Below are 12,429 nucleotides of genomic sequence, written 5' to 3'. Positions count from 1 at the left end.
GATGTAATTTTCCGTACATTTCAAACGAAATCTCCCAGCGCAACGAACCGGTCGATTTCGCCTTGCCGCGCCGTCAGGAAAATCACCGGCCCCTCGGTGAACGTGCGCAACGTCCGGCACACTTCCAAGCCGTTGATATCGTGCAGTGCACGGTCTGCATGCCATCCGTGCCCAGCGCGTAGACGATCGTGTCCGCGAGCGGCAGTTCACGCGCATGGCCGGGCGGGCCCGCCCCCGGCTACGCGACCCGCCCGCTCACCGGAATCGTCGCGCCGCGGATCGCCTGCGCATCCGTCGACAGCAGGAACCCGATCGTCGCCGCGATCTCGCGCGGCTGAACCCAGCGCGAAAAATCCGCATCGGGCATGTCCGCGCGGTTCTGCGGCGTATCGATGATGCTCGGCGCGATCGCGTTGACCGTCACTGGCGTATCCAGCAATTCCGCCGCCAGCGCCTCGGTGAGCCGCGCGACGCCCGCCTTCGCGGCCGCATATGCGCCCATGCCGGCCCCGGCCTTGAGCGCCGCACCCGCGCCGATGTTGACGATGCGGCCGGCCGGGCCGCGCAGCAGATGCGGCAGCGCCGCCTTCGACGCGTTCAGTGCGGTCTTCACGTTCAGCGCGTACATCCGGTCCCAGGTGGCCGCGTCGCCGTCCGCGACGGTTTCCCACGTGAACGCGCCCGCGATGTTGAGCAGCGCGTCGAGCCGGCCGAAATCGCGCTGCGCGGCGTCGAGCGCCTGGGTGGCGGCCTGCGCGTTCACCAGGTCGATGCCGCCGATGCACAGCGCGCCGGCCGGCACGACGGGCGGCGGGTCGCCCCGCCCGATCAGCGCGATGCGCGCGCCCCGCCCGGCGAGCCATGCGGCCGTCGCGAGGCCGAGCTGGCCGAATCCGCCGGTGATCGCGACGGCCTTTCCGTTGATGTCGTCATTCATTGATGTGTTCTCCTTGATCGAGGGTCGGGTCATGCCGGCCGCCGCACCTGCGGCGTGGCCGGCGCTTCGACAGCGTAGCGCCGCTCGGGCGTCCGTGCGCGCCGGGGCGAGGCCGTGCGCTTCGCACGCGGCGCTGCAGGCCGCACAACCGGCGCGCAAGCGGGCGGGCATAATGCGCGAGGCCGGTGCGGCTGCTCGCGCATCGCGCACCGCCCCCGTATCGAATCCCGAACTTCAACCCGTCAATCCCATGCAAGTACTCATCGTTGGAACCGGCAAGCTGGCCACCGAGTTGCTCGGCTCGCACCAGCTCGACCCTGCAACGTGGCGCGTGATGCCGTGGTCGGACAGCGCGCGCAGCGATGTCCGGTCGATCGTCGTGCACGCCGGTTCCGGCCGGGAGCTTCCGGCCGCCATCGCGTTCTGCCAGGCCACCGCGTCGCCGCTCATCGAACTGTCCACCGGCTCCGACCTCGAAACCGGGTCGCACGACTTTCCGGTCGTGCTCTGCCCGAACACGAACATCCTGATGCTCAAGTTCATGAGCATGCTGGAAACCAGCGGCCCGCTGTTTCGCGACTGCCGAATCAGCGTGACCGAGTCGCATCAGGCGGGCAAGACGTCCGTGCCCGGCACCGCGGTCGGCATTGCCCGGTCGCTCGGCGTGCAGCCGGACGCCATCCGCTCCGTGCGCGACCCCGACGTGCAGCGCGGCGAATGCGGGATCCCCGACGACCAGCTCGGCCGCCACGCGTATCACCGGATCCTCATCGAGGACGGCGCGTGCAGCCTGCAGCTCGAATCCCGCGTATACGGCGCGTCGCCCTACGCGGACGGCGTGTCGCGCATCGTCGAGGCTGTCCGGCGCCACGATCTCGACAACCGCCGCTATTCGATCGTCGAGTTCATCCGCAACGGCTGGCTGTAGCCGCGCCGCTGCCTTCACGCGCCCCCCAGCACCGCACCGCTCTCCGGCAAGGTCGCGCCGCCGTCGACGACGATCGTCTGCCCGGTGATGTACGCCGCATCCGCCGACGCGAGGAACAGCATTGCGCTCGCGATGTCCTCCGGCTCGCCCATCCGCGCGAGCGGAATGTCCCGCGCGATCTGCGCGGCGAGCGCGGCATCGCCGAGATTCGCCGCCGCCGGCGTGCGGATCATCCCGGGCTCGACGCCATTGACCGTCACGTTGCTGCGCGCCAGCTCCAGCGCCGCCGCCCGGATGAAGCCGTTCACCCCAGCTTTCGATGCCGCGTAGTGCGCGAGCCCCGGATACGCGACCCGCGGCCCCGTGACCGACGACGTGACGAGCAACCGCCCCGCCCCCGCGCGCACGAACGCCGGCAGCGCCGCCTGTGCGAGCCAGAACAGCGCGGACAGGTTCACGGCCAGCGTCCGCTCGAGCAACGCCTCGTCGATTCGCGTGAACGGCGTCAGCGGAAAATACGCGGCGTTGTGGACGACGACGTCGAGCCGCCCGCTGTCCTGTTCGACCGCCGCGACGAGCGCCTGCAGCGCGTCGCGGTGCGCGGCATCGACGTGATAGGCGCGCGCCTGCCCGCCCGCGTCGACGATCGCCGCCGCCTGCGCCCGTGCTGCCTCGTCCTGCAGGTCGGCCAGCGCCACGAACGCGCCGGCCTGCGCGAAGCGCCGCGCGATTGCCGCGCCGATGCCCTGCGCGGCGCCCGTCACGAGCACGACGCGCCCGGCGAAATCCGCACTCAGCCGGCCGCTGCCGGGCACGCCGCTCATCGCGCCGCTCCGTCGTCGAGCGGATGCACGGTGTCGTTCAGCACGCGCGCATGCGCGCCGATCGGGAAGTTCGACAGCGAGCCGAAGTCGCCGCCCTGGTAGCCGAAGATCTTGCCGTCCGTCTTGCACTGCGCGAGGTCGATCAGCACCACGCCGAGGGTCGGCACCACCTTCTCGCGCCACACGAACAGGTACAGCGCCTCCGCGATCCGGAAGGTGTGGCAGCGATCCACGTCGGCCAGCCCGCGCTCCACGCCTTCCAGGCACTGCCACGCATAGAAGTTCTCGTTCAGGTAGATGTGCTCGTAGCATTCGGTCGGGCTGTAGCGATACATCGTCCGCTTGCCGATCAGCTCGCGGGTCGGCGCGTGCAGCGGCGCGGGGTGCGCGTGCGCGCCGAGCGTGCCGTGGCGGAACGCGACGTCGACGCCGGTGAGCGGCAGCCCGCGCGCGACCCGCGTGAAAGCATCGATACGCGTATCGGCTTCGGTCGGCAGCGTGCCCGTGACCGATGTCCACACGCCGCCGTCGAGATCGATCACGAGGCTCACCGACGTCGCGCGCGCCGCCGAATCGACGTAGTCGACGAAGAACAGCCCGTCGCGCAGCCGCGTCACGCGGCACGGCTCGCGGCCGCTCGCGCCGCTCGCCGCGTCGCGCCATTGCAGCGTGTGCTGCCCGAACGCGCAGACGCGCGATGCGCCCGATGCGTCGTCGAGCGTGAGCGTGTGCCCGTCGAGCGCGTCGACGGTTGCGAGGATGTTCGCATCGGGCGCGAAGCCGTCCGCGAGCGCGCCCACCTGGATGAATACCGGATCCTGTCGTTCCACCTGCCGTCTCCCGTGCAGCTTCAGGCCCGGCGGGCCATCTACGCTGCTCGTGCACATGGTGCGGGCAACGCGCGGCGCGCGGTATCGGCCAAACGGCTGAAGGGCGCGCGCCGCCGGAACGCGCTACAGTGCGCCTGATCCGCGCCAGGGCCGGCGCGCGAGGAGCGTCCATGCATCGAGTCACCCATTACTCCCGCACCCGTGAAGGCGTCGAAGCGCTCGGCATCGATTCCGACCGCGCGTTCCCGCGTCACGCGCATGACGAGTTCGGCGTCGGCGTGATCGTCGGCGGCGCGCACCGGTCGTGGAGCGGCCGCGGGCAAGTCGATGCGCTGGCCGGCGACGCGATCATGGTCAACCCCGGCGAAATGCACGACGGCGCGCCGCTCGGCAGCGGCCTGCGCAGGCAGTGGCGGATGCTATATCTCGCGCCGGCGCTCGTCACGCGCGTCGCCGAGGAGGAAGGGCTCGGCGGCGTCGAACTCGCGCATCCGGCCGTGCGCGACGCACGGCTAAGCACCGCCGTGAGCCGGCTGTACGCACGCATCGTCGTCGGCAACGACGACGCATCGCTCGCGCGCGACGAGGCGCTCGTGACGCTCGTCGCGGGGCTGCTCGCGCGGCATGCGAGCCGCCCGCTGCCGCCGGCCGGCGTCGCGCCCGCGATCCGCGCGGCGCGCGAGCGGCTCGACGCGGCGCCCGCCGCGCCGGTGTCGCTCGCGGAGCTGGCAAGCCTGAGCGGCGTCAGCCGCTTCCAGCTGCTGCGCGGCTTCGCACGCGAACTCGGCATCACGCCGCATGCCTACCTGATCCAGTCGCGCACGCGCGTGGCCCGGGCGCTGCTCGCGCGTGGCCGGCCGATCGCGGACGCCGCCGCCGAGGCCGGGTTCGCCGATCAGAGCCACCTGACGCGGGCGTTCGCGCGCCAGTTCGGCATCACACCGGGGCAGTTCGCGCACGCGATGCGATAGGCGATAGGCGGAACGACGCGTGTCGCTTCGCAGCGCCATCGCACCGCCTCCCGTTTCGCCAGCACAAAAAAACGCGCTGCAATTTCGTTCAAGACGCCCGCTGCCAAGCCGCGCGACGATGCGGCGCATGAAAACACGACTGATTGGCTACCTCTATCTCGCCGCCGCGATGACGGGCGTCGGCAGCACCGTCATCGCGAGCCGCCTCACCGCCGGCGGCTTGCCGCCGTTCACCGCGACCGCGCTGCGCTTCCTGATCGCGACGCCGCTGCTGTTCGCACTGATGCGCGCGCAGCGGTTGCGCTGGCCGCGCGTGTCGCGGCGCGACGCCGCGCTGCTCGTCGTGCAGGCGGCGGCGGGCGGCGTCGGCTACACGGTGCTGCTGATCAGCGGCACGCGGCTGTCGTCGCCGCTCGACGCGGGCGTGATGCTCGGCACGCTGCCGGCGATGTCCACCCTGATCGCGGCCGTCCTGCTGCGTGAACGGCAGACGCCGCGCGACTGGGCCGCCGCCGCGCTCGCGACGTCCGGCGTGCTGCTCGTCACGTTCACGCCGGGCCACGCGGCGCCGTCGATGCAAACGCTCGCCGGCGATGCACTGGTGCTGGCCGCCGTCGCGTGCGAAGCGGTCTTCATCCTGCTGAACCGACGGCTCGCGACGCCGCTCGCACCGCTTGTGCTGTCGACCGCGATGTCCGGCCTCGGCTTCGTGCTTGCGCTCGTGCCGGCCGCATTCGAATGGCGCGCGGCCGCGGCCGGCTGGACCACCGGCGCCGTCGCGGCGATCGTCTACTACGCGCTGGTGCCGACCGTCCTCGGCTATCTGTGCTGGTACGCCGGGTCCGCGCGCACGAGCGGCACGGAAGCGGCGCTGTTCACCGCGATCGCGCCGGTGTCGGCGGTGCTGTTCGCGGTGACGCTGTTCGGCGAGGCGCTGAACGCGACGCGGCTCGCGGGCATCGCGCTGGTCGTCGCGGGCATGCTGGTGGGCGCGATGCGGCGGCGGGCCGCAGCCGCGCATGCGCCGGACGCGCAATCGGCGTGAACGCCGCGCACGCCGCCCGTGCACGCGCGTCGCATGAAGGCTTGGCATTCAAGCCCGCGCCGCGCCAATCACGACGCGATTCCGCATGCACTGTAGGAATGTGTCCGCGCGGCGCGAAACCATTGCGCGCGCTCCCGCGAGATGCAATATTCGCGTCTCCGGGCACCTCGCCATTCCGACAACCGCTCATGAACAAGACCGAAGCCAAAACAAGCATCGCGGCCATGCTGTCGGCAGGCTCGAAAAGGAGCGACGTGCTGGCCGCGCTATCCGGCCAGGGCGTCAAGGATCGCGTGCTGGCCAACCTGATCGCGTCCCGCCCCGACCCCGAGCGCTGCCGGCAGAACAAACTGCACGTCCGCCTCCTGATCGCGCTTGGCATCCTTCAGTTGCTGTACTGCCTGTGGGTGGCCTACACCCTCGCCGCCGATGCCGCATCGAACGGCCCGCCGAGCACGGCCAGCGTGGTCGTCATCGGGCTGTTCCTCGCCGTGACCGTGCCGCTGTCGCTGCTGTTCATCTGGGGGTTCGCGACGTACCGGGTCACCATCTATCACGCGTACATCGCACTGTCGATCGCGCAGATGCCGAAGCTGATCGAGCGTCTCGCGACGGATCCCGGCGATGCGCTGAAGGGCCTGGCGATCTCGATCGCACTCGTCGTGTACGTCTATTTCGTGCGCAACCGGCTGTTTCCCGATTACGTGTGGTTCTGGCCGCGCAAGGCGCAAGGCCGCTACGTGTTCGCGGAGCGCGGCTGACGCGCCCGGCAAAAAGCGCCGTGCCGCCCCACGATCGCGGGAGCGGCACGGCGCTCGTCATGTCCGGGTGCAGCGGGCGGCCTACTTCGCCTTTTCCGCGGTATCGCTGATCGCCTGCCCGCCCTTCGAGATGTCCTGTCCCACGCCGGCAACCGTATTGCAGCCGGCCAGCGCGGCGGTCGCGATCAGCAGCATTGCAGCAATCGTACGCATCATTCTCCCTCTCCTTCGAGTCAATGAGCCCGGGCGGCGGGCCGGTCGTCAATCGTCTGCGGCACGGCGGCCTGCGAGCGCAGGCCGCGGGGCCTGACCTGATTATACGAAGCCGTCCGACTTGCGCCAGCCCGGCCCCGTTCGCGGCGCCCGTGCAAGTTTCCCTTGACTTCGGCCGGCCTCGAACTAATATACGCACCGCGTATATTTTCCAGCGAGGTGCCGCCGATGACCGTTCCCCAGCAAGCCTTCCTCCGCGACGCGATGCGCCGCCTCAACATGACCCGCGAAGCGTTCGCCAGCCGCATCGGCGTCAGCCGCCGCGCCCTGGACACGTGGCTGCTGCCGGACGATTCCCAGGAGTCGCGCGGGATGCCGGAGATCGTCGAGCGCTTCGTGTCGGAGATCGTCGACCGCTCCCCGCCGGAAGGCAGCGACTATACGCAAAGCGTAGACAATCAAGGGTTGGCGAAGCAGTTCCTGTTCGAAGGCAAGCCGCAGCTGCTGTCGGTCGACCAGTTCTCGCGGGATTCGGTCGAGGCGCTGTTTCGCGTGGCCGACGTGATGCAGCCGATCGCGCGCCGCCGCAAGATCTCGCGCGTGCTCGAAGGCGCGGTGCTCGGCAACCTGTTCTTCGAGGCCAGCACGCGCACCCGCGTGTCGTTCGGCGCGGCGTTCTGCCGGCTCGGCGGCTCGGTGTGCGACACGACCGGCTTCACGTTCTCGTCGATGGCGAAGGGCGAATCGATCTACGACACGAGCCGCGTGATGTCCGGCTACGTCGACGCGCTGGTGATCCGCCATCCGGAGCAAGGCTCGGTGGCCGAATTCGCGCGCGCGACCAACCTGCCGGTGATCAACGGCGGCGACGGCCCCGGCGAGCACCCGAGCCAGGCGCTGCTCGACCTGTACACGATCCAGCGGGAATTCTCGCGGCTCGGCAAGATCGTCGACGGCGCGCACATCGCGCTCGTCGGCGACCTCAAGTACGGCCGCACCGTGCATTCGCTCGTCAAGCTGCTCGCGCTGTACCGCGGCCTCAAGTTCACGCTCGTGTCGCCGCCGACGCTCGAGATGCCCGCGTACATCGTCGACCAGATCTCGAAGAACGGCCACGTGATCGAGCAGACGCACGATCTCGCGGCGGGGCTGGCGGGCGCGGACGTCGTCTATGCGACGCGCATCCAGAAGGAGCGCTTCGCCGACGAGTCGTTCGAAGGCTACACGCCGGATTTCCAGATCAACCAGGCGCTCGTCGACACCGTCTGCGGGCCCGACACGCTGATCATGCACCCGCTGCCGCGCGACAGCCGGCCCGGCGCGAACGACCTGTCGGTCGACCTGAACCGCGACCCGCGCCTCGCGATCTTCCGGCAGACGGACAACGGGATTCCGGTGCGGATGGCGATCTTCGCGGTGCTGCTCGGCGTGGAGAACCTCGTGCAGCATTCGATGCGCGACGCGACGTGGCGTCCGCCCGCGTACCTCGGGCCGGAAGATGCGGTGTTTCACGGGATCGACTGAACGAAACGGGCGGCACGGCGGCGCACCGGACGGACGCCGCCGCCGCCGCGAAGGGTCAACCTCCCGGCAGCCCCTTCAATCGTCGGGCAAAATACGGGCGCGACTTACGTATCGCTTGCGGCGCACGCCGCCCCGCCTTTTTCGATTCCGTCCACATGAAACTCAAAACCGCGATGACGCTCGCGCTGCTGCTGGCCCCGTGCCTGGCCAGCGCGGGCAAGGTCGATTCGAGCTGCACGTACAAGGGCATTCCCCTGAAAGGCAGAGTGCAGGTCGTGACCATCGCCCCCAAGCTCAGGGTTCAAGTCGTGACGATCGCCCCCGATCTGCAGGTCGAACGTGTCAGGATTGCGCCGAACAGCTGCGGCCGGTGGGAATTTGTCACTATCGCACCCGATTTCACAATCGAGTACGTCACCATTGCCCCTGATATCAGAGTGCAGTGGACCACCATCGCCCCGGGCGTACGACCGTAACGTCTCCCCCACCACCATTGCAGCCCCCCCCGAGTTCACTCGCCCCCGTTCAACCACCCCGCAACATTTTTCAACACTCTTCCAACAACACAAACAAGAACGCTTCTCATTCCGCCTGAAATTACATAGAATGCCAGCCGAAAACAAATCGTAATAATTCCCGGCGGCATTCATGCTTTTTGAGCGATCGCCTCCGGGGCCACACCAGATGAGGTCGAAGCACCGATGAAGTCCCGCCCTGACGAATTGAAGCTCGGAAAATTCACGACCCTGTGCGGCGTGCTCGCGGCCGGCCCGGCGTTCGCCGACGGCGCGCCGCCGCCCGCACCGCCCGGCACCGACGGCCATCTCGCACCGATCGAGATCAAGGGCAAGACCGAGCACAGCTACAAGGCCGACTTCTCCGCTTCCACGAAATTCACCGCGCCGCTCGTCGACACGCCGAAATCCGTCACGGTGATCCCGCAGGAACTGATCCGCAACAGCGGCGCGGCCACGCTGACCGAAGCGCTGCGCACCGTGCCCGGCATCACGTTCGGCGCGGGCGAAGGCGGCAACCCGCTCGGCGACCGGCCGTTCATCCGCGGCTACGACTCGCAGGGCAGCATGTTCGTCGACGGGATGCGCGACACCGGCGCAACCACCCGCGAGATCTTCAACACCGAACGCGTCGAGATCACCAAGGGCTCGGACGGCGCATACGGCGGGCGCGGCGGCGCGGGCGGCAGCATCAACCTGATCACGAAGGCGCCGCACCTCGGCACGACGGCCGAAGCCAGCGCGGGCGCCGGCACCGACCGCTACCGCCGCTTCACCGCCGACGGCAACTGGCAGTTCGCCGACCATGCCGCGTTCCGGCTGAACCTGATGAGCCACAACAACGACGTCGCGGGCCGCGACGCCGTCAACAACGAACGCTGGGGCGTCGCGCCGTCGATCGCATTCGGGCTCGGCACGCCGACCCGCGTGACCGCGAGCTACTACCACCTGTCCACCGACGACCTGCCCGACAGCGGCATCCCGTACGTCTACGGCTTCAACATCCCGAAGGGCGTCACCGACGGCCCGGCGAACGTCGACCGCCACAACTTCTACGGCCTGCGCGACCGCGATTTCCGCAAGACGACGTCGGACATCAGCACGCTGAAGATCGAGCACGACATCACGCCGTCGCTGACGATCCGCAACACCACGCGCTACACGGAATCGACGCAGGACTACATCTGGACGCAGCCGGACGACAGCTCGGGCAACGTGATCAACGGCAAGGTCTGGCGCCGCAACAACAACCGCAACAGCTCGATCAACAGCATCGCGAACCTGACCGAGCTGTTCGGCGAATTCCGCACCGGCCCGTTCAAGCACAGCTTCACGACCGGCATCGAGCTCACGCGCGAATGGGGCAAGCGCGACACGTACACCGTCGCGACCGGCACCGGCAAGATCTGCCAGAACGGCATCGGCGCGGCGTCGGGCTACAACTGCACGAGCCTGTGGTCGCCGAACCCGAACGATCCGTGGGCCGGCTCGATCACCCGCGACAACGATTACGCGCACGCGCGCACCGTCACGAAGTCGATCTACGGCTTCGACACGATCGAGCTCACGCCGCGCTGGCAGGTGAACGCGGGGCTGCGCGTCGACGACTACTCGACGCGCTTCACCGACACCCGCGCCAAGGGCGGCAAGACCACCACCCGCGACGACACGCTCGTGAACTGGCAGGCCGGCCTCGTGTTCAAGCCGGCGCAGAACGGCAGCATCTACGCGTCGTACGCGACGTCGTCGACGCCGGCCGGCATGCTGCTCGGCGAAGGCAGCGAAACGCAGTCGCTGACGCCCGGCCGCGGCGGCGTCGGCTCGAACGCCGACCAGCTCGCCCCCGAGAAGAACCGCAGCATCGAGCTCGGCACCAAGTGGAACGTGCTGAACGACAAGCTCGCGCTCACCGCCGCGCTGTTCCAGATCGACACGACGAACGCACGCGTGACGCTGCCGAACAACCAGTACGCGATGGTCGGCAACAAGCGCGTGCAGGGCCTCGAACTCGGCGTCGCGGGGCAGATCACGAAGCAGTGGCAGGTGTTCGGCGGCTACACGTACATGAAGAGCGAGCTGCGCGACAACGGCAAGGACACCGCGAACAACGGCAACCGGTTCCCGAACACGCCGAAGCACAGCCTCACGATGTGGTCGAACTATGACGTGACGCCGAAGTTCACCGTCGGCGGCGGCGCGTTCTACATGTCGGAAGTGTTCGGCGACCCGGCGAACCAGCGCGCGGTGCCGTCGTACTGGCGCTTCGACGCGATGGCGCAATACCGGATCAACAAGAAGCTCGACCTGCAGCTGAACGTGAACAACCTGTTCAACCGCACGTACTTCGATCAGGCGTATCCGGCGCACTACGCGTCGATCGCGCCGGGCCGCTCGGCGTTCGTCACGCTGAACGCGCGCTACTGATCGATGGAGACCGTGTCGCTGAAGGCGCTCGCGTCGGTGTCGCCGCGCGAGTTCGCCGAGATCCTGGCCGGGCCGCCCGAGCGCGCCGCCGCGTGGGTCGCGGCGGCGGCCGAAAACGGCATCGTCGACGCGCAGGCCGTGTACGGGCAGTACCTGCTCGACGGCCACGGCGTTGCACGCGACCCTGCGGCCGCGTTCACGTGGTTCCGGCATGCCGCGCAGGCCGATCATCCGATGGCGATGAACATGCTCGGCCGTTGCTACGAGTTCGGCTGGGGCACCGCCGCGTGCGCGCCGGTGGCCGTCTACTGGTACCGGCTCGCCGCGCAGGCGGGGCTCGACTGGGGCATGTACAACTACGCGACCGCGCTCGCGCTCGGCAACGGCGTCGACGAGGACCGCGAAGCGGCGCTCGACTGGTTCCGGCGCGCGGCCGCGCTCGGTCACGCGAAGTCGATCAACCTGATCGGCGGGTTCTACGAGGATGGCTGGGTCGTGCCCGCCGACGCCGAGCTCGCGTTCGATCACTACCGCCGCGCCGCCATGGCCGGCGATTTCCGCGGCCAGTTCAACCATGCGCGGCTGCTCGCCGAGCGCGGCCGCATCGACGAAGCGCTCGCGTGGCTCGCGCGCGTGCCGGCCACCGCGACGCCGGCATTCGTCGCAAAAATGCGCGCGTATCTCGCCGCGTCGCCGATCGATGCGTTTCGCGCGGCGGCGGCGCGGCTGCCCGTTCAGAATCCGGAATTCACGTCATGATGCTGCACATTCCCGGGGTGCTGACCCGGGCGCAGGTCGCGCAATGCCGCGAGCTGCTCGACCAGGCCGAATGGACCGACGGCAATGCGACGTCGGGCGCGCAGTCCGCGCTCGCGAAGCGCAACCGACAGTTGCCGGAGGGCTCGCCCGCCGCGCGCGCGGTGGGCGACGCGATCCAGGATGCGCTGGCGCGCAATGCGCTGTTCTTTTCGGCGGCGCTGCCGCTCAAGGTGTTCCCGCCGCTGTTCAATCGCTACGAAGGCGGCGACGCGTTCGGCACGCACGTCGACAACGCGATCCGCCTGCTGCGCGGCACGGATTTCCGCGTGCGCAGCGATCTGTCGGCGACGCTGTTTCTCGAGGAGCCCGATGCGTACGACGGCGGCGAACTGTGCGTCGAGGATACGTACGGCGTGCATCGCGCGAAGCTGCCGGCCGGCGATCTCGTGCTGTATCCGGCATCGAGCCTGCATCACGTGACGCCCGTCACGCGCGGCGCGCGCGTCGCGTCGTTCTTCTGGATCCAGAGCATGGTGCGTGATGATGGCGATCGTACGCTGCTGTTCCAGCTCGATACGCAGATTCAGGCGCTGTCGGCGGAGAAAGGGGCGAAGGATGCGATGGTGATTGCGTTGACGGGGGTTTATCACAACCTGTTGAGGAAGTGGGCGGATGCGTGATGTGGCCAGCCCATCACC

Annotated in this window: 13 protein-coding genes and 1 pseudogene; 9 read left to right on the top strand and 5 right to left on the bottom strand. The window is 69.0% G+C overall.

Annotation, left to right across the window (positions count from 1 at the left end; all coding sequences use genetic code 11):
• Positions 1-35: 35 nt before the first annotated feature.
• A pseudogene (locus ABFO07_RS19705) lies at positions 36-187 on the bottom strand (two-component system response regulator CreB); the annotation flags it as partial.
• A 51-nt stretch (positions 188-238) separates the two neighbouring features.
• On the bottom strand, positions 239-937 hold the full coding sequence (locus ABFO07_RS19700; RefSeq protein WP_059804597.1) for an SDR family NAD(P)-dependent oxidoreductase: 699 nt from the start codon (positions 935-937) through the stop codon (positions 239-241).
• A 250-nt stretch (positions 938-1,187) separates the two neighbouring features.
• Between ABFO07_RS19700 and ABFO07_RS19695 the strand changes: the two genes are divergently transcribed.
• On the top strand, positions 1,188-1,865 hold the full coding sequence (locus ABFO07_RS19695) for a dihydrodipicolinate reductase C-terminal domain-containing protein (RefSeq protein WP_059563007.1): 678 nt from the start codon (positions 1,188-1,190) through the stop codon (positions 1,863-1,865).
• Between the two features lie 14 nt (positions 1,866-1,879).
• Here the strand turns inward: ABFO07_RS19695 and ABFO07_RS19690 are convergent, their stop codons facing one another.
• Both ABFO07_RS19690 and ABFO07_RS19685 read right to left on the bottom strand, forming a co-directional pair.
• Positions 1,880-2,689: an SDR family oxidoreductase gene (locus ABFO07_RS19690; RefSeq protein WP_347469441.1), complete on the bottom strand. Its 810-nt coding sequence runs from the start codon at positions 2,687-2,689 to the stop codon at positions 1,880-1,882.
• Positions 2,686-3,519, bottom strand: coding sequence for a molybdenum cofactor biosynthesis F family protein (locus tag ABFO07_RS19685; RefSeq protein ID WP_059993009.1), 834 nt, complete (start codon positions 3,517-3,519; stop codon positions 2,686-2,688). The genes ABFO07_RS19690 and ABFO07_RS19685 overlap by 4 nt, the downstream gene beginning before the upstream one ends.
• A 170-nt stretch (positions 3,520-3,689) precedes the next feature.
• Here ABFO07_RS19685 and ABFO07_RS19680 point away from each other — a divergent pair, with 170 nt between their 5' ends.
• From ABFO07_RS19680 to ABFO07_RS19670, 3 genes are all read left to right on the top strand, one after another.
• Positions 3,690-4,490 (top strand): AraC family transcriptional regulator, encoded by an 801-nt coding sequence (locus tag ABFO07_RS19680; protein ID WP_347469440.1) that lies wholly within the window; start codon positions 3,690-3,692, stop codon positions 4,488-4,490.
• A 127-nt stretch (positions 4,491-4,617) separates the two neighbouring features.
• Positions 4,618-5,535: a DMT family transporter gene (locus ABFO07_RS19675; protein ID WP_347469439.1), complete on the top strand. Its 918-nt coding sequence runs from the start codon at positions 4,618-4,620 to the stop codon at positions 5,533-5,535.
• Positions 5,536-5,723: 188 nt separating this feature from the next.
• Positions 5,724-6,296 carry a hypothetical protein gene (locus tag ABFO07_RS19670; protein WP_059563011.1) on the top strand — a complete coding sequence of 191 codons (573 nt, stop codon included), beginning with the start codon at positions 5,724-5,726 and terminating at the stop codon, positions 6,294-6,296.
• An 81-nt stretch (positions 6,297-6,377) separates the two neighbouring features.
• Here the strand turns inward: ABFO07_RS19670 and ABFO07_RS19665 are convergent, their stop codons facing one another.
• Positions 6,378-6,512, bottom strand: coding sequence for an entericidin A/B family lipoprotein (locus ABFO07_RS19665; RefSeq protein ID WP_059563012.1), 135 nt, complete (start codon positions 6,510-6,512; stop codon positions 6,378-6,380).
• A gap of 225 nt (positions 6,513-6,737) precedes the next feature.
• Here ABFO07_RS19665 and ABFO07_RS19660 point away from each other — a divergent pair, with 225 nt between their 5' ends.
• From ABFO07_RS19660 to ABFO07_RS19640, 5 genes are all read left to right on the top strand, one after another.
• Entirely contained in the window at positions 6,738-8,033 is a 1,296-nt protein-coding gene (locus ABFO07_RS19660; RefSeq protein ID WP_059563013.1) for an aspartate carbamoyltransferase, read from the top strand.
• A 155-nt stretch (positions 8,034-8,188) separates the two neighbouring features.
• Positions 8,189-8,509, top strand: coding sequence for a hypothetical protein (locus ABFO07_RS19655; RefSeq protein WP_060148403.1), 321 nt, complete (start codon positions 8,189-8,191; stop codon positions 8,507-8,509).
• Positions 8,510-8,734: 225 nt separating this feature from the next.
• On the top strand, positions 8,735-10,972 hold the full coding sequence (locus ABFO07_RS19650; protein WP_059920789.1) for a TonB-dependent receptor: 2,238 nt from the start codon (positions 8,735-8,737) through the stop codon (positions 10,970-10,972).
• A 3-nt stretch (positions 10,973-10,975) separates the two neighbouring features.
• Positions 10,976-11,731, top strand: coding sequence for a tetratricopeptide repeat protein (locus ABFO07_RS19645; RefSeq protein ID WP_059906046.1), 756 nt, complete (start codon positions 10,976-10,978; stop codon positions 11,729-11,731).
• A complete protein-coding gene (locus tag ABFO07_RS19640; RefSeq protein WP_060027463.1) occupies positions 11,728-12,411 on the top strand; it encodes a Fe2+-dependent dioxygenase in 684 nt (227 codons plus the stop codon). Before ABFO07_RS19645 ends, ABFO07_RS19640 begins: the two co-directional genes overlap by 4 nt.
• The last annotated feature ends 18 nt before the right edge of the window (positions 12,412-12,429 follow it).

The sequence above is a fragment of the Burkholderia stagnalis genome (assembly GCF_039848545.1).
In the GTDB taxonomy this organism is placed as follows: Bacteria; Pseudomonadota; Gammaproteobacteria; order Burkholderiales; family Burkholderiaceae; genus Burkholderia; species Burkholderia stagnalis.
Note: the sequence above shows the minus strand (reverse complement) of the source record. Positions and strands in the feature narration are given on the sequence as shown.